Annotated in this window: 16 protein-coding genes; 10 read left to right on the top strand and 6 right to left on the bottom strand. The window is 61.2% G+C overall.

Annotation, left to right across the window (positions count from 1 at the left end):
* Nucleotides 1-71 precede the first annotated feature (71 nt).
* From mgtE to Q0859_RS10190, 5 genes are all read left to right on the top strand, one after another.
* Nucleotides 72-1,475: a magnesium transporter gene (gene mgtE / locus Q0859_RS10210; RefSeq protein WP_299151468.1), complete on the top strand. Its 1,404-nt coding sequence runs from the start codon at nt 72-74 to the stop codon at nt 1,473-1,475.
* Nucleotides 1,476-1,533: 58 nt separating this feature from the next.
* Nucleotides 1,534-2,127 (top strand): 5-formyltetrahydrofolate cyclo-ligase, encoded by a 594-nt coding sequence (locus tag Q0859_RS10205; protein ID WP_299150605.1) that lies wholly within the window; start codon nt 1,534-1,536, stop codon nt 2,125-2,127.
* A gap of 276 nt (nt 2,128-2,403) precedes the next feature.
* Nucleotides 2,404-3,213 (top strand): TIGR00282 family metallophosphoesterase, encoded by an 810-nt coding sequence (locus tag Q0859_RS10200; RefSeq protein ID WP_299150603.1) that lies wholly within the window; start codon nt 2,404-2,406, stop codon nt 3,211-3,213.
* Nucleotides 3,210-4,142, top strand: coding sequence for a DMT family transporter (locus tag Q0859_RS10195; RefSeq protein ID WP_299150600.1), 933 nt, complete (start codon nt 3,210-3,212; stop codon nt 4,140-4,142). Before Q0859_RS10200 ends, Q0859_RS10195 begins: the two co-directional genes overlap by 4 nt.
* 17 nt (nt 4,143-4,159) lie before the next feature.
* On the top strand, nt 4,160-5,938 hold the full coding sequence (locus Q0859_RS10190; RefSeq protein ID WP_299150597.1) for an SLC13 family permease: 1,779 nt from the start codon (nt 4,160-4,162) through the stop codon (nt 5,936-5,938).
* Here the strand turns inward: Q0859_RS10190 and Q0859_RS10185 are convergent.
* From Q0859_RS10185 to Q0859_RS10165, 5 genes are all read right to left on the bottom strand, one after another.
* Nucleotides 5,935-6,378, bottom strand: a complete 444-nt coding sequence (locus Q0859_RS10185) for a PAS domain-containing protein (RefSeq protein WP_299150595.1) — start codon at nt 6,376-6,378, stop codon at nt 5,935-5,937. The two genes, Q0859_RS10190 and Q0859_RS10185, sit on opposite strands and share 4 nt — an antisense overlap.
* Before the next feature lie 121 nt (nt 6,379-6,499).
* On the bottom strand, nt 6,500-8,158 hold the full coding sequence (locus Q0859_RS10180; protein WP_299150594.1) for an FAD-binding dehydrogenase: 1,659 nt from the start codon (nt 8,156-8,158) through the stop codon (nt 6,500-6,502).
* A 12-nt stretch (nt 8,159-8,170) separates the two neighbouring features.
* Nucleotides 8,171-9,028, bottom strand: coding sequence for a bile acid:sodium symporter (locus tag Q0859_RS10175; RefSeq protein WP_299150591.1), 858 nt, complete (start codon nt 9,026-9,028; stop codon nt 8,171-8,173).
* Between the two features lie 77 nt (nt 9,029-9,105).
* Entirely contained in the window at nt 9,106-10,878 is a 1,773-nt protein-coding gene (locus Q0859_RS10170; protein ID WP_299150588.1) for an SLC13 family permease, read from the bottom strand.
* Nucleotides 10,879-11,047: 169 nt separating this feature from the next.
* Nucleotides 11,048-11,995, bottom strand: coding sequence for a glutathione S-transferase C-terminal domain-containing protein (locus tag Q0859_RS10165; protein WP_299150586.1), 948 nt, complete (start codon nt 11,993-11,995; stop codon nt 11,048-11,050).
* Nucleotides 11,996-12,170: 175 nt separating this feature from the next.
* Here Q0859_RS10165 and Q0859_RS10160 point away from each other — a divergent pair, with 175 nt between their 5' ends.
* Nucleotides 12,171-12,920: a YebC/PmpR family DNA-binding transcriptional regulator gene (locus tag Q0859_RS10160; RefSeq protein WP_299150584.1), complete on the top strand. Its 750-nt coding sequence runs from the start codon at nt 12,171-12,173 to the stop codon at nt 12,918-12,920.
* A gap of 282 nt (nt 12,921-13,202) precedes the next feature.
* On the opposite strand, the gene Q0859_RS10155 is transcribed toward Q0859_RS10160, so the two are convergent.
* Nucleotides 13,203-13,439, bottom strand: coding sequence for a hypothetical protein (locus Q0859_RS10155; protein WP_299150582.1), 237 nt, complete (start codon nt 13,437-13,439; stop codon nt 13,203-13,205).
* A 298-nt stretch (nt 13,440-13,737) separates the two neighbouring features.
* Here Q0859_RS10155 and Q0859_RS10150 point away from each other — a divergent pair, with 298 nt between their 5' ends.
* From Q0859_RS10150 to betC, 4 genes are all read left to right on the top strand, one after another.
* Nucleotides 13,738-14,334, top strand: coding sequence for a LysE/ArgO family amino acid transporter (locus Q0859_RS10150; RefSeq protein WP_299150580.1), 597 nt, complete (start codon nt 13,738-13,740; stop codon nt 14,332-14,334).
* Nucleotides 14,335-14,371: 37 nt separating this feature from the next.
* The gene (locus tag Q0859_RS10145) at nt 14,372-15,274 is read left to right on the top strand and encodes a DMT family transporter (RefSeq protein ID WP_299150577.1); all 903 of its coding nucleotides are present in this window, start codon (nt 14,372-14,374) and stop codon (nt 15,272-15,274) included.
* Nucleotides 15,275-15,343: 69 nt separating this feature from the next.
* The gene (gene betI, locus Q0859_RS10140) at nt 15,344-15,919 is read left to right on the top strand and encodes a transcriptional regulator BetI (protein ID WP_299150574.1); all 576 of its coding nucleotides are present in this window, start codon (nt 15,344-15,346) and stop codon (nt 15,917-15,919) included.
* Complete coding sequence (gene betC, locus Q0859_RS10135) at nt 15,916-17,424, top strand: choline-sulfatase (protein WP_299150571.1); 1,509 nt, start codon at nt 15,916-15,918, stop codon at nt 17,422-17,424. Before betI ends, betC begins: the two co-directional genes overlap by 4 nt.
* Nucleotide 17,425: the final 1 nt, after the last annotated feature.

The raw sequence follows: 17,425 nt of genomic DNA, 5'->3' as shown, positions 1-17,425 counted from the left end.
GCATTGTCACCGAGTTGGGCGCACCCTATGGTCTGGGCGACACCACCTTTCGTAACGGGGATCGGCGCGCCATGGCAGAGCAGATTGACGCAACAGACCCCGGTGAAGCGGGCGGCGATGACAACGCCTATGTGCTTGAGCGCAAAAACGTATCTGCGATCCTCTATGCGGTTGATATCGAAGATCGTGACCAGCTGACCAAGCTGATGGAGCCGCTGCACGCGGCTGATATTGCGGACCTGCTCGAACAGATCAACGCCTTTGATCGCTCGCGTCTGATCCGGCTTTATGATCGCGAATTTGACGGCGAAATTCTGACCGAACTGGACGAGTCGATCCGCGAAGAGGTGATCGGTGTTCTGAAACCGGCCGTGCTTGCGGACGCGGTGCGCGACCTTGACAGCGATGACGTGGTCGACCTGATCGAGGATCTGGACGATGCGCAGCAAGAGGTGATCCTTGAGGCGCTGGAAGAGGGTGACCGCGCCCTTGTCGAGCAGTCGATGAGCTTCCCCGAATACTCAGCGGGCCGCTTGATGCAGCGCGAGGTCGTGATGGCCCCCGAGCATTGGACGGTCGGCGAGGCCATCGATCGTTTGCGCAGTGCGGACGAAGACGAGTTGCCCGGTCAGTTCTATCACATCGTGCTGGTCGATCCGCGTTTGCACCCCGTGGGCAATGTGACCCTTGGCAAGTTGATGCGCTCGCGCCGCGAGGTGCGCCTTGTGGACCTGCTGGAAGAGACGTTTCGCGTGATACCAGCCAGTCAGGACGAAAGCGATGTGGCCTATGCGTTCAATCAGTATCACCTGATTTCAGCCCCCGTTGTGGACGATGAGGGCCGCCTGATCGGCCTGATTACCATTGATGACGCGATGGCTGTGCTGGATGAGGAACACGAAGAGGATATTCTGCGTCTCGCCGGTGTGGGCGAAGAGTCTGCCTTGTCCGACAATGTGCGCGAGACGACGCGCCAGCGCCTTCCGTGGTTGGCGGTGAACCTCGTGACCTCGATTCTGGCATCTTTGGTGATTGCCCAGTTCGAAATGGCGATCGCACAGATCGTGGCACTGGCCGTGTTGATGCCCATCGTGGCGTCCATGGGAGGCAATGCGGGAACCCAATCGCTGACGGTGGCTGTGCGTGCGCTCGCCACCAAGGATTTGACCGGGGCCAATGTGTGGCGCGTCATTCGTCGCGAGGTGCTTGTGGGGTTGATCAACGGTGTCGTGTTCGCCGTTGTGATGGGGGTTGTGGGCGTGATCTGGTTCGGCTCGCCCGCCCTTGGTTATGTGATTGCAGCGGCAATGGTGGTGAACATGGTGGTGGCCGGTCTGGCGGGCACGGTGATCCCTGTGGTTCTGGACCGTTTGGGGGTGGACCCGGCGCTTGCTTCGGGTGCGTTCGTGACCACGGTGACGGATGTGGTTGGTTTCTTTGCCTTTTTGGGCCTAGCCGCCCTAGTGCTGTTGTGATGGATCGTCGGGCGGACGCTGTTTGTGCGTTGCACAAAGACGCCCCGCCCACCGACCCATGGGACGCGCGCGCATGGATGTGACGGGCAAAAAAGCCACGGTGCGCAAGGCCGCATTGGCGCGGCGCAAGGCGGCCTTTGATCTGGATGGGGGTGGGGCGTCGGGTCTCTTGTCCTCGGTCCTGGCGGGGTATCGCGGCGTTCCGCTGGCGGGCTATATGCCGATCCGATCCGAGATTGATCCGTTGCCTGCGATGGCCGAAGCGGCGGCGCATGGCTCTGTCTGCGTCCCGGTGATTGAGGTGCAAGGTGCGCCCTTGCGCTTTTCGCGGTGGGAGCCGGATGGGCCGATGCGCGCGGGACCATTTGGAGCCTCCGTGCCTTTGGTCGATGACTTCTTTGACCCTGAGATTGTGATTGTCCCCCTCGTGGCCTTTACCCGCGCCGGTGCCCGGTTGGGGTATGGTGGCGGCTTTTATGATCGCACCCTTGCGCAGTTGCGCGCGCGCCGGGCGACTTTGGCGATTGGCTTTGCTTATGGGGTGCAATGTTTTGACGCGTTGCCTCTTGAGGTGACTGACGAGCCGTTGGACCTGATTGTGACCGAGCGCGATGTGATCGAGGTCAGAGGGGGCGCTGCCCCCCGACCCTGACGGGCCGTCCCCCGAGGTATTTACGGCGAAAGGAAGGGGATGTTCCTTTCGTCGTTTTCGGTGTTTTTCTGGGTTTGGGCAGTTGCGGGTCGGTGTCGTTTGTCGGCCTGTGCAGTTCAGTATATGTCAGCGATGCCGGTACAGATTGCGATCAGCTGACAGCTGCGGGGCAGCAGTGTTTCCAGACCCACCAGCGCATTGGTCCTGGAGCAGCCAGGTTGTTGTCACGCGCATTTATGCTTGCCGTGCGCCCGCAACGGGGCATATGGGGCGGATATGAAGATATTGTTTTTGGGTGACGTGATGGGCCGGGCAGGCCGCCAGGCGATTGCGACGCGCCTGCCGCAGATGCGCACCGACTGGGATCTCGATTTTGTGGTGGTCAACGGCGAGAATGCGACCGCTGGAATGGGCCTGTCCGGGGTCCATGCCAAGGGGTTGTTTGAGGCCGGTGCGGATTGCGTGACCCTTGGCGATCATGCGTTCGATCAAAAGGACATGTTGCAGTTCTGTGAGGCCGAGCCGCGCATTGTGCGCCCGCTGAATTTTTCCAAAGCTTCGCCCGGCAAAGGCGCGCGCCTGTTCACGGCGCGGGGGGGTAAAAAGGTGCTGGTGGCCCAGGCCCTGGGTCAGGTGTTTATGAAGCGTCCCTTTGACGATCCGTTTTCGGCGCTGGAGGCGGTGTTCCGCGCGCACCCTCTTGGTGGGCAGGCGGATGCGATCATCGTGGATTTTCATTGTGAGGCGACGTCGGAAAAGATGGCTATGGGTCATTGGTGCGACGGGCGCGCAAGCCTGATGGTGGGCACGCACACCCATGTGCCCACATCCGATGCGATGATCCTGCCCAAGGGTTGCGCGTATCTCAGCGATGCGGGCATGTGCGGCGACTACAACTCGGTCATCGGGATGCAGCGCGACGAACCGCTGCGCCGCTTTATCACCGGCATGCCCAAGGATCGGTTCACACCCGCCTTGGGCGAGGCAACCCTGTCGGGCGTCTATGTCGAGACCGACGCGAGCGGCAAAGCTACCCGGATCGAGATGGTGCGCCAAGGCGGATTGTTGCAGCAAAGCGGCCCATGACCCGACGGGATCTGTGGTTTCATGGTGGCACCTTGGTGCTGTTTGGCGCGGGCTGGGGTCTCACCATGCCGCTGACCAAGATTGCGGTCAGCACAGGATACGGGCATTTCGGCCTGATTTTCTGGCAGCTGGTGATTGGGGCCTTTGTGATGTCGGCCATCGCGTCGGTCACACGCAAGCGCCTGCCACTGGGGCGTGCGCAGGTGCGGGTCTATGTGGTCATCGCACTGATCGGGTCGGTGCTGCCCAATTCAGCAAGCTATCAGGCGGCGGTGCATCTGCCGTCGGGGGTGATGTCGCTGTTGTTGTCGATGATCCCGATTTTTGCGTTTCCGGTTGCGCTGCTGCTGGCGCTGGATCGGTTCGAATGGCGTCGCTTTGGCGGTCTGGTGACGGGGCTGATAGCGGTGATGCTGCTGGTCCTGCCCGGCGCTGACATGTCGGGCGCGATCCCGGTGATGTGGGTGCTGATCGGGTTGGTGTCGGGGCTGTTTTATGCCTGCGAAGGCAATGTGGTGGCCAAGTGGGGGACCGCCGGCCTTGATCCGATACAGGTCTTGTGGGGCGCGTCGATTGTGGGGGCGGTGATCACCTTGCCGCTGGCGCTTGGGTCGGGGCAATGGATCGACCCGCGCCCTCCTTACGGCGTGGCGGAACGCGCGCAGATCATCAGCTCGGTTCTGCATGTGCTGTCCTATGCCGGTTATGTGTGGCTGGTGGGCCGGGCCGGGCCCGTCTTTGCCGTGCAGATCAGCTATCTTGTGACCCTGTTTGGTATCTTCTGGGCGTGGCTGGTCCTGGGCGAAGCTTATTCCCCCGTGATCTGGGGCGCTTTGGGCCTGATGTTGCTGGGCATGTATCTGGTGCAACCGCGCAAAGCACCGCTTGATGCGGGCGCGGCGATGGGGGAAACTGATCCGACGCACTGAGGGAGACGAAGTGGCACATGGGTCTGATTGAACTTTCGCAGACAGGCTATGCCATTTTGACGCTGACGGTGGTGGGCCTCATGTTCATCCTGTTTCTGCGCGAAAGTTTCCCAACCGAGGTCGTGGCGATCACTGGCGTGGGTGTCATGCTGGCCTCGGGTGCGTTGCCTTACGAGGATGCGCTCGCGGTTCTGTCCAACCCTGCCCCCTGGACCATCGCGGCGATGTTCATCATCATGGGCGCGCTGGTGCGCACCGGCGCACTGGATGCGTTCACGGCCATGGCCGACAAGAGGGCGCGCACGAGCCCTGTGATTGCGATTGCGCTGTTGCTGGGGTTTGTCATTTTCAGCTCGGCCATCGTGTCCAACACCCCGGTGGTCGTGGTGATGATCCCGGTCTTTATCCAACTGGCGAAAACCATGGGGCTGGCTCCGTCCAAGATGTTGATACCGCTTAGTTATGCGGCCATCCTTGGAGGGACATTGACGTTGATCGGGACCTCCACCAATCTGCTGGTGGATGGGGTTGCGCGCGCGCAGGGACTTGCGCCGTTTACCATCTTTGAGGTGACGCCCCTTGGTATCATTCTGGTGATCTGGGGCATGATCTATCTGCGGTTTTTTGGGCCAATGCTGCTGCCGGACCGCGACAGCATGGCGAGCCTGCTGAGTGATCGCAGCCGGATGAAGTTTTTCACCGAGGCTGTTATTCCGCCGGAGTCCAACCTGATTGGCCGAGAGGTGTCGGGGGTGCAACTTTTCAAGCGCGATGGGGTGCGTCTGGTTGACCTGATCCGTGGGGATCAATCGTTGCGGCGTAATTTGGCCGGCGTTGAATTGCAGGTCGGCGACCGTGTGGTGTTGCGCACGCAGATGACCGAATTGCTCAGCCTGCAACGCAACAAGGAACTCAAGCGGCTCGATCAGGTGGGCGCGGTTGAGACCACGACCGTCGAGGTGTTGATCACCCCCGGGTGCAAGATGATCGGGCGATCGCTCGGGGCGTTGCGCCTGCGTCGGCGCTATGGGGTCTATCCGTTGGCGGTGCATCGACGCAACACGAATATCGGTCGCCAACTGGATGAATTGGTTGTCAAAGTCGGCGACACGCTGCTGCTGGAAGGCGCGCCCGAGGACATTCAGCGCCTTGCCAATGACATGGATATGGTGGACGTCTCCCAACCCTCGCAACGCGCGTTCCGCCGCAGTCACGCGCCCATCGTTTTGACGGTGCTGATCGGTCTTGTGGTGCTGGCCGCGCTTGGCGTTGCGCCGATTTTCATGCTGTCGGTATTGGCGGTGGCCATCGTGCTGGTGACGCGCTGCATCGACGCGGATGAGGCGTTTTCCTTTGTGGATGGCCGCCTGCTTGCCCTGATCTTTGCGATGCTTGGGATCGGTGCCGCGCTTGAGGCATCCGGGGCCGTTGCGCTGATCGTGGATGCGCTCGCGCCGGGGTTGGCCATGCTGCCCCCGTTCCTGATCGTGTGGGCGATTTACCTGCTGACCTCTGTTCTGACCGAGCTGGTCAGCAACAATGCGGTGGCCGTGGTGGTTACGCCCATCGCCATCGGGCTGGCAAGTGCGATGGGGATTGACCCGCGCCCGCTTGTCGTGGCGGTGATGGTGGCGGCCTCGGCCTCGTTCGCGACGCCTATCGGCTATCAGACCAACATGCTGGTCTATGGCCCCGGCGGGTACAAATTCACCGATTTCATGCGTGTGGGCATTCCGCTGAACCTGAGCGTCGGTATCCTTGCCTCAGCGGTTATTCCGTTTATTTGGCCACTTTAGCAGACGGTGAGGGGGCGGGTCGGGTCGCTGGTGCGCCGTGAGACCGCGATGAATTCGCTTAGGCTTCCGTCATCACCAAAAATCGCCTGCACCGTCACGTCCCACCGGGCAGAGGTGCCCTTGGCCGTGGGGCAATCGGCAATGAAATGCGCGGTCTTTCCGTTGCGGGCCTGCACCATGGATTGTTCGATCAGCGCGCTTGCATCCGAAGGCCACAGCGCGCTCCATCTTTGGCCATAGACTTGGGAAAAATCGTCGATTTCCATCGCGCACATGCCATTCTGGCTCATGTAGGCGACGGTGCCATCGGGCCTGAGCAATTTAACGCAATCGGCTGTGCAGGCCATCATCGCGGCCGTCCGTTCCGTATTCTCATATCTAAGCGTGCGCATTGCATCTGCGTCACTGACGGGTGGTTCTAATTCCTGGGTTATTGTCATCGTACCTCCGACCGGGCCTGACGAATGCCCGAACTGGCAGTACTTTCACCTTATGTTCCTTAATAAACTGTTTATGCGGTTTATGCGGTCCGCGCCGGAGTGGTTGTTGGTGAGGATATTCTCAGGCAATCACGTCCGAGCGTCCTGCGTTCCGCCCCGAAAAGATGCACCCGCCCAGAAACGTGCCCTCAAGCGCATTATATCCGTGATAGCCACCCCCGCCAAAGCCTGCGACCTCTCCGGCGGCAAACAGGCCCGGCACCGTCGCGCCATCCGCGCCGATCATCTGACTGTCGAGATTGGTTTGCAGCCCGCCAAGGGTCTTGCGCGTGAGGATATGCAGCTTGACCGCAATCAGAGGGCCGTTGGCTGGATCAAGGAACTTGTGCGGCTTGGCCGTGCGGATCAGCCGATCCCCGCGATAGTTGCGCGCGGCGTGGATCGCCATCATCTGCGCATCCTTGGAAAACGGATTGTCGACTTGGCGGTCGCGCGCCTCGATCTGGGGTCGCAAGCGGGCCTCGGTGATCAGATTGCCGCCCGCAATCTGGTTCATGCCGTTGACGAGGGCTGTCAGATCATTGGCAACCACGAAATCCTCGCCCCGTTCCTTGAACGCCTCAACGGGGGCGGTGGCCTTGGATCCCGACAGGATGCGTTGACGGATCACCTCGCTCCACTTTTTCGAGGTGAAATCAGGGTTCTGTTCGGAGCCTGACAGCGCAAACTCTTTCTTGATGATCTTCTGGGTCAGCACGAACCAGCTGTAGTCATACCCCGTTTTCAATATCTCGCGCAGAGTGCCCATGCTGTCAAAGCCGGGCAGGGCAGGGGGTGCGAACCGATTGCCGGTCGCGTCAAACCACATCGAGGACGGCCCCGGCAGAATGCGGATACCGTGCGCAGGCCAGATTGGGTTCCAGTTCCTGACTCCTTCGGTGTAGTGCCACATCCGGTCCCCGTTGATGACATGGCCGCCGGCATCCTCGGAAATCGAGATCATCCGCCCGTCCACATGGGCCGGAACCCCTGCGACCATCTCCTTGGGTGCGGGACCCAGGTGGTCGGTGGGCCAGACCTTGCGCACCATCTCGAAATTGCCGCCGATGCCGCCCGAGGTCACGATGACCGAAGGGGCGCGCATCGCGAAATCCCCGACTGCGTCCCGGTTGGTTTTCTGGCCCCGCTCGGCGCTGTCATCGGCCAGAACCGTGCCACTGATGCCTTTGGCCGCCCCGTTTTCCATATCGATCCGGTCAACCTGGTGGCGGAATTTGAAGGTGATCCGCCCGGCTTTTTCATGCTCCAGACAGCGGCGCACGAACTGTTCGATGATGCCGGGGCCGGTGCCCCATGTGATGTGGAAACGCGGCACCGAATTGCCATGCCCATCCGCAAAGCCGCCACCGCGTTCGGCCCAACCCACCACCGGGAACCAACGGTGGCCCATGGCGTGCAGCCAGGGACGCATCTCTCCGGCCGCGAAATCCAGGTAGGCTTCGGCCCATTTGCGCGGCCATGCGTCCTCGTCCCGGTCAAACTGGGCGCTGCCCATCCAGTCGCTCAGTGCCAGTTCGCGGCTGTCGCGGATGCCCATGCGGCGCTGCTCGGGGGTGTCGATCATAAAGAGACCCCCGAGGCTCCAGAACGCCTGACCACCAAGGAAGCTGCGCGGTTCCTGATCGACCACGATCACCTGTTTGCCGCGATCCCCAAGTTCGGCCGCAGCGGCCAATCCGGCAAGGCCCGATCCGATGATGATGGCGTCAACACTGTCCATGGACGTGATCCTTTAACGATTGCGATAAAAGGCGACGAAGGGCAGGGCGACCAGATACATCGTGATCCCGTAGACCGCCGAGGGCAGGGCCATGACGCTGAAGCCCTCGGTCTGACCCGATATCAGAGCCGCCAGTGTGATTCCGAGGGTTGCGTTCTGGATGCCGGCCTCGATCGAGATGGTTTTGGATTGATGCCACGCGAGGGCGGCTGCGCGCGCAACTCCAAGCCCCACCAGCAGCAATGCGGCGGTCAACCCGATCAGCGCAGGCCCAAGTGTCGCCAGATTGGCCGTGAAGCTGTCCCAGTTGCCGATGAGCGCCGCAATCACGATCAGGATTAACAGCAGGGTTGCCAAGCGGGTAAGAAGGGGTTCGATGCCGGTTGCGAAACCCGGCGCAAAGTGGCGGATCGTGACCCCGATCAGTACGGGCAACGTGGTGATCAGGAACATCGCGACCGCAAGCGAGGTGACGGAAACCTCGGGTGCGGCATCGCCCATGAAATGCGCAACGGCCCATGCGGCAAGCACCGGCACGGTCACGATACTGAGCAGGCTGATGACGGCTGTGAGAGAGACCGACAGCGCCACATCTCCGCGTGCCAGCCGGGACACCATGTTTGATGTAACCCCTCCGGGACAAAAGCTGAGCAGCATGAACCCCACCGCCAGTTCGGTGCCAAACCCAAACGCCAAAACAGTGATGTAGGTGATCAGGGGCAGCAGAATGACCTGCGCCAGCGCGCCGATGGCAAAGGCCCTGGGCTGGCGCAGCACCCGCGCAAAATCGCTCAAGTTCAGCCCGATACCCAGGCTCAGCATGATGATCGCCAGCGACAGTGGCAGCACCACGTTGATCAATATGTCCATATGTCCGTCTCCCTGTGGGGCAGGTTACGCGGGACGCGCGCGGTGGTGCAATGTTTACGCACCGGCAGGGCATCGGGTCAAAGCGGCCAGACCACCAGGATCGTCGGGATTGATACGGCAATCACAATAACTTCAAGCGGCAGACCCATGCGCCAATAGTCGCCAAAGTGATAGCCACCGGGTCCGAGGATCAGCGTGTTGTTCTTGTGCCCGATAGGGGTCAGGAACGCCGAGGAGGCCGCGACCGCCACCGCCATCAGGAACGGGTCGGGCGAGACCCCGAGCGTATGCGCCATCTGGATGCCCACCGGAGCCGCCACAATCGTGGTGGCCGTGTTGTTCAGCACATCCGACAGCGACATGGTCACGACCATCAGCACGGTCAGCACCGCCCATGCGGGCATCCCCTGGGTGAGGGTGATCAGCCAGCCTGCGATCAGTTCGGTGCCTCCCGAGGTCTGAAGTGCCGCCCCGAGCGGGATCATGGACCCGAGTAACACCACCACGGGCCATTCGATATGGGTGTAGAGTTCGGACAGCGGCACGATCCGCGCCAGCACATATGCGATCACCACAAGGCCAAGGGCAATCGGCAGATACAGCAAACCGACGCTGGCCCCCAGAACGGCCGCCCCGAAAAGGCCAATGGCAAGCCAGACCTTGCTGTCTTCGGTCACGGCAAGGCCCCGGCTTTCAAGTGGCAGACAGCCGAGCCATTGGGTCACGTCCGCGCCCGTGTCGCGCGGCACAAGCAGCAACAGGATGTCGCCCGTCTGGATCTCGGTCTTGCGGATCTGGCTGGTGATACGCACACCGCGCCGTGACAGGCCCAACAGGACAGTGTTGCGCCGCCAGGCCAGTCCGACCATTTGCGCGGTGCGCCCGACAAGGCGGCTGTTTTCGGTCACAACGACTTCGACGATTTCAACACCTTCGCCGGCGGCGTTCAGTTTCTCTTCCCGTTTGGCGTCGGCCACGGCCAGCCCGGTGGCAGCGCGAAATTCGTCCAGCGCATCGGGCGTGGCCTCAATGATCAGCGCGTCACCCGCCCGCAATACAGAGTTGCGCGCGCGCCCGTAGCGGCGCTTGCCGTCGCGCAGCAGGCCCAGAATGGCGACATCCGCCTTGTCCGCGTCCTCCTCCAGCTGGCCAAGGCGCTTGCCGATCTGTTTGCTGTCGTCGGGCACGACAAGTTCGGCCATATAGCTTGCCAAATCTTCGAGTTCGGCGTTGGCGTCATTGCGCGCAGGGATCATCCGCCAGCCCACAAGGGCGACAAAGATCAAACCCGCGATGGCCGCAACGCCCCCGACGGGCGCAAAGTCGAACATCCGGAAAGGTTCGCCCAACGCATCCTCGCGGATGGTGGCGATGATGATATTGGGCGGGGTGCCGATCAGCGTGACCATCCCCCCAAGGATCGTCGCAAAGCTGAGCGGCATGAGGCTGAGGCCCGGGCTGCGCCCCGCCTTGCGCGCGGTTTGCACATCGACCGGCATCAGCAGGGCGAGGGCTGCGACGTTGTTCATAAAGGCCGACAGCACTCCCCCGATTGCTCCCATCAGTGCGATATGCCCCCCGAGCGCGCGGCTGGAATCCACCAGCGTGCGGGTGATCAGGAACACCGCGCCCGAGCGCACAAGCCCGGCCGAGACCACAAGCACCAGGGCCACGACCAGTGTGGCAGGATGCCCAAAGCCCGAGAACGCCTCTGCACTGGGCACCACCCCAAGCACAACCCCGATCATCAGCGCCGAAAAGGCCACGATATCATAGCGGAACTTGCCCCACAGCAGCATCCCGAACACGGTGCCGAACAGGGTGAAGAGAATGATTTGATCTGTTGTCATGGCCGCACCCTAGGGAGCGGATGCGGGGCGTGCCAGTGTTTTTGCATTTGATATGCGGGGCTTTACCGTGATCCAGAGGGCGCTGACGCGACACGATGTTTCAGGGGGCGCTGCCCCCGTCGCTTGCGCGACTCCCCCGCGGTATTTGTGGTCAAAAGAAGGTTGGGGGTCAGAGCGGTGGGATGTCGCGCCGGGGCCGTTGTGCCCAGTCCACATGGGGCCCCTTGGGGATGATCCCGAGTGGGTTGCGTAATTCGGAGCGCGAGAAGTAGCCTGCTTTGTAGATGTCGGGCTTGACGGTCTCTGCGACGCCCGGCACTGCGTAGATGGCGCGGGCGTAATCCCAGAGATTTGGGTAGTCCGATAGTTTTTTCAGGTTGCACTTGAAGGCGTAGTGATAGGCCACGTCGAAGCGTGCGAGGGTGGGGAACAGTCTGAGGTCCGCCTCGGTCAGTGTGTCGCTCACCAGGGTTGTGCGGGTTTTAAGGTGATCCTCAATCTGGTCGAGTGCCGCAAAGAGGTCGGTCACAGCGCTGTCATAGGCCGCTTGGGTCCGAGCAAATCCGGCGCGGTAGACCCCGTTGTTGATGCGTGAATGAACAAGCGTGTTCCAGCGATCGATCTCGGTCTCGTGTGCTTTGGGGACCAGTCGGCGGGCAGGGTCGAAGGCGAGGCCAAGCATCCGCGTGATGTCCGCGCTTTCGTTCGAGACGATCTGTTCGGTGTGTTTGTCCCATAAGACCGGCACCGTGATCCGCCCGGTATAGCCGGGGGTTTGACGGGCATAGATCTCATGCACCGCATGCGCGCCCAGTTCGGGGTCGCAATAGGCCCCGCTTGTGTCAAAGACCCAGCCCTGATCGGTGCGGCGGGGTTTGGCGATGCTGATCGAGATGGTGTCCGCGAGGTTCAGCACCGCGCGCGCCAGCAAGGTGCGGTGCGCCCACGGGCAGTTCCACGCGACAAAGAGATGGTAGCGACCCGCCTCGGGGTGGTGGGGCCCGTCCGTCGTGATCCAGTTGCGCAGGGTGCTTTTGGTGCGTTCATATGCGCCGCTGGCATCCGTGTTCGGAGCCGGATCATTGATGTCATATATCCCGTTGATCATCACGCCCATGTGCTGTCGCCTTTCGCTTTTGTGCGCAGACTATCGGCATCGTCGCGATTGGCCACGCGCATCTGCCCTGCGTGGGTGCACAGGGCGGGCTTGCCCCGGCCCGCGCCCTTGCCCTATAGCATCGCGGAACGATTTTTCGCCACATACCGCCACGGGCGGCAGACAGGAGGCAGAGATGGCAGGCCACTCAAAATGGGCAAATATCCAGCACCGCAAAGGTCGGCAGGACAAGATCCGCGCCAAGTTGTTCTCAAAAATGTCCAAGGAAATCACCGTGGCCGCCAAGATGGGTGACCCGGACCCCGAAAAGAACCCGCGCCTGCGTCTTGCGGTGAAAGAGGCCAAGTCAAATTCGGTCCCCAAGGACGTCATCGATCGCGCCATCAAGAAGTCGCAGGCCGGGGATGGGGACGATTACGAGGAAATCCGCTATGAGGGTTATGGCCCCAATGGCGTGGCGGTGATTGTCGAGGCGATGACAGACAACCGTAATCGCACCGCTTCGACGGTGCGGTCCACTTTCACCAAGAACGGCGGCAATCTGGGCGAGACAGGCAGTGTCGGGTTCATGTTCGATCGCAAGGGGGCGGTCAGCTATCCTGCGGATGCGGGTGATGCGGACACGATTATGATGGCCGCCATCGAAGCTGGGGCTGAGGATGTGGAATCCGGTGAGGATGGCCATGTGGTCTGGTGCGCGGATACTGACCTCAATGAGGTGTCCACTGCGCTGGAGGCGGAGCTGGGCGAGTCGGAGTCGACCAAGCTGATCTGGCGTCCGACCACCACCACCGAGATGGATCTTGAGGGCATGCAAAAGCTGATGAAGCTGGTGGATGCGCTGGAAGATGATGATGACGTGCAACTGGTCACCACCAACTTCGAGGCCAGCGACGAGGTGATGGCGCAGCTTGACGACACCTAGGCAGCACGGGATTGGCTGAGCGGGGGCTGCACTGCGGCCATGGATGGATATTTGGGATCTCTGCCCTCTCGCCGTGGGCGGGGATTTTTTCATTTAGGGGGCTCTGCCCTCCCGCCACAGGCGGGGACCTATTATTTTAGGGGGCTCCGCCCCCGGCCTGCGGCCTCCCCCGCGGTATTTCTGGTCAAAGAAGGCGAGGGTTCGTTGTTGGGGCGGGCTGAAACGCAAAACGCCGCACTGTCTCCAGTGGCGGCGTATCATCCATTCAGAGCGGTGCGGCGTCTAGAAGAACAGCTGTCGAGCAACCTGACTCCAGCTTGATCCGGCCACGGCGTGCGGGGCAGGGGTTTGGCGGCGCAGGCGGCGCATCAGACCCTTGAGGTCGTTCAGCCTTGTACGCGCGGCATCTCCTCCGGCGCGGCTTTGGACCGACAGAATTTTCTCCTGCGTTTGCAGGGCCGCTTCGATCAGCTCAAGGTCCTGTTTGGTCAGGTCCACCGAATGTGTGTCATCAAGCATCTGCATGCTTCCTCATTGTCGTAGTCCATCATATGTGGACTATTGGGTTATACGCCAATCATCAAAGATCAGATCAACGTGATACCCCCGTTACTTGTCAGTTTCTGGCCGCAGGCGTGATCCTGATGAGATCCGATTTGGCCAGAGGAGTGGTCTTTCAGATAGATGGGGGGTGCTCAACCCGATTGCGCTGTTTAATTGTGCAACCCTGCTGTGCAAAAAACGTATAGCTTAGTGTGCCTTGCCGCCCGGTCTTCATCCCTCTAGTCAGGGATGTGGTGTTTTTGGAGGCGCTTTTGTGGCCAGTTTCGTTCCCGGTTTCTTTTTGTCGCTGTCCCTTATTTTGGCGATTGGGGCGCAGAATGCGTTTGTGTTGCGGCAGGGTTTGCGCCGGGCACATGTGTTTTGGGTGTGCCTGACCTGTGCGGCATGCGACGCGGTTCTGATCGCGGCAGGTGTTGCGGGTTTTGGCGCGCTGTCAGAAGCGGTGCCGTGGTTCGAACCTGTGATGCGGTATGGAGGTGCGGCGTTTTTGATGTGGTATGGCTGGCAAAACGCCCGTTCGGCGTGGCGGGGCACGGCGGGTTTGCAAACCACAGGAGAAGACACTCAAAGCCTGCGTGCGGCCGTTGGCACTGTGTTGGCGCTGACATGGCTGAACCCGCATGTCTATCTGGACACGGTGGTTTTGATCGGCTCGATTTCGTCGCAATATCCGGATCGTTTGATGTTTGGAATTGGCGCGACCCTGGCCAGTTTCGTGTTCTTTTTTAGCCTTGGATACGGTGCGCGCCTGCTTGCTCCTCTATTTGCCAATCCGCGTGCATGGCGGGTGCTTGATGCGGTCATTGCGCTGACCATGTGGGCCATCGCCTTGAAACTGCTGTTTTTGTGACCTTGCGCGCGCGCAGGCTTTGCGCCTTGATACGCGCATGAGCCCCACCCCCTCACGCCCGATGCTTGGCATCTTTTGGATGCTTGTCACCGGCTTGTGCTTTGTCGCAGTCACCGCACTGGTCAAATATATGGGGCCACGTGTACCCCCCGCCGAGGCGGCGTTCCTGCGTTATGTGCTGGGCCTTGTGTTCCTGCTGCCGATGCTGCCCGCGGTGCGTGCGGCACATTTGACCCGCCGTCAGTGGGGGTTGTTCACCTTGCGCGGTCTGTTCCACTCGGGCGGGGTGATCCTTTGGTTTTACGCAATGACCCGCATTCCGATCGCCGAGGTAACGGCGATGAACTACCTTGCGCCCGTCTATGTCAGCATTGGTGCGGCCCTGTTTCTGGGCGAGCGATTGGCGATGCGCCGGATTGCAGCCATCACCGTGGCGTTGATCGGCACCGCCGTCATCCTGCGGCCCGGTTTCCGTGAGGTCGAACCGGGGCATTTGGCGATGCTGTTTTGCGCAGTGACGTTTGCGGGGTCTTATCTGTTGGCCAAGATCCTGGCGGACGAGATGACACCAGCTGTCGTTGTGGCCATGCTATCGATCTTTGTGACACTTGGACTGGCCCCGTTTGCCTTGGCCGAATGGGTGACCCCCAGTTGGAACGATCTTGGATTGTTGTTTGCGGTCGCCTGTTTCGCCACGGCGGGGCATTATACAATGACGATGGCCTTTGCGGTGGCACCGGTGACCGTGACTCAACCGATCACCTTCTTGCAGTTGGTCTGGGCGGTCCTGCTCGGGGCAGTTTTCTTTGCGGAACCTGTTGATATCTGGGTAATTTTGGGTGGGTCACTGATCCTGAGCGCGGTGACCTTCATCACATGGCGCGAGCATGTGCTCAAGCGTCGCCCGATCACGCCTGTGAGCTCTGCCACCAAGTTGTAGTTTTTTCTTGATTGACGGATCAATAAAAAACCCACAGATTGCGCTCCAGTCTGATCGCAGGGGGCATCAATGCCAAAAGTGGGAATGGAACCGATCCGCCGCGCGGCGCTGGTGGAGGCGACGATTGCCGAAATCGGGGCCGCAGGATCGCTGGACATCACCGTCGGGCAGATTGCCAAACGCGCCGGCATGTCGAGCGCGCTGGCCCATCATTACTTTGGCGGCAAGGATCAGATTTTTCTGGCCGCAATGCGCCAGATCCTGCGTGATTTCGGGGTTGAGGTGGTCGCAGGCCTGCGGAGGGCACCAACGCCGCGCGCCCGAGCCGAAGCACTGATTACGGCCAGTTTTGCGCCCTCCTGCTTTGCGCCTGCCACGATCAGCGCCTGGATGACGCTCTATGCCCAGGCCGCCACCCATCCCCAAACCCGCCGTCTGCTGACCCTTTATCAACGTCGCCTGCGCGCAAACCTGACCCATGCGCTGCGCCCGCTGAGCGCGACACCGGGGACGGATGCCGAGATGCTGGGCGCGCTGATCGACGGGCTTTACCTGCGCGCAGCCCTCGCGCCCGACACCATTCTGGCAGATGCCAGGACAACCGCCCTGCGCGCCCTCGACACCTTGATCGGACAGCCCACATGAGCAAGCCCAACATCCTCATCTTCATGGTTGATCAGTTGAATGGCACGCTGTTCCCGGATGGCCCCGCCGACTGGTTGCACGCGCCCAACCTCAAGAAACTGGCGGCCCGTTCGACCCGCTTTGCCAATTGCTACACCGCCTCTCCGCTTTGTGCGCCGGGCCGGGCCGCATTCATGTCGGGCCAACTGCCGAGCGCGACGGGCGTTTATGACAACGCCGCCGAGTTCGCCTCCTCTATCCCCACCTACGCCCACCACCTGCGCCGCGCGGGCTACCAGACCTGCCTTGCGGGCAAGATGCACTTTGTCGGCCCTGACCAGTTGCACGGGTTCGAGGAACGACTGACCACCGACATCTATCCGCCCGACTTTGGCTGGACGCCGGACTATCGCAAACCCGGCGAGCGGATCGACTGGTGGTATCACAACATGGGGTCGGTGACCGGTTCGGGCGTGGCCGAGATTTCCAACCAGATGGAGTATGACGACGAGGTTGCCTATCACGCCACGCGCAAGATCTACGATCTGGGGCGGGGCCACGATGCGCGGCCCTGGTGCCTGACGGTCAGCTTCACGCACCCGCACGACCCTTACGTGGCGCGCAAGAAATACTGGGACCTCTACGAGGGGTGCGACCACCTGATGCCCGAGGTCGGTCCGATCGCTTACGAAGATCAGGACCCCCATTCGCAACGCATTCTAGATGCCAACGACCGAGACAATTTCAACATCACAGACAAGGATATCCGCCGCTCGCGCCGGGCCTACTTCGCCAATATCTCCTACCTCGACGACAAGATCGGCGAGGTGATGGAGGCGCTGGAAGGCACGCGCCAGGAGGCGATCATCATGTTCGTCTCCGATCACGGCGATATGCTGGGCGCGCGGGGGTTATGGTTCAAGATGTCCTTTTTTGAAGGTTCCGCGCGGGTTCCGATGATGATCAGCGCCCCCTCGATGACGCCGGGCCTCGTGACCGACCCGGTAAGCAATATCGACGTCTGCCCGACGCTATGCGATCTGGCCGGGGTCGACATGTCCGAAATCAGCCCATGGACCACCGGCCAGTCGGTTGTGCCACAAGGGCAGGGGGTGGAACGCACCGAACCCGTGGCGATGGAATACGCCGCCGAAGGCTCCTATGCGCCCATGGTCTCGCTGCGCTATGGCAAGTGGAAATACAACCGCTGCGCGCTGGATCCGGACCAGCTCTTTGATCTTGAGGCCGATCCCCACGAACTCAACAACCTCGCTGACACCCCCGTCCATCAAGGTACCCTGACCCAACTTCAAGCCAAGGCTGACGCGCGTTGGGACCTCGACCGCTTTGACGCAGAGGTGCGCGCCAGCCAGGCGCGGCGATGGGTGGTCTACGAGGCGCTGCGCGAAGGGGGGTACTTCCCATGGGACTACCAGCCGCTGCAAAATGCATCCGAGCGGTATATGCGCAACCACATGGACCTCAACGTCCTCGAAGAAAACCAACGCTTTCCAAGGGGCGAATGAT

The organism is uncultured Tateyamaria sp., assembly GCF_947497045.1.
Taxonomy (GTDB): Bacteria; Pseudomonadota; Alphaproteobacteria; order Rhodobacterales; family Rhodobacteraceae; genus Tateyamaria.
The sequence above is the reverse complement of the archived record's forward strand: the minus strand, read 5'-3'. Positions and strand labels throughout refer to the sequence as shown.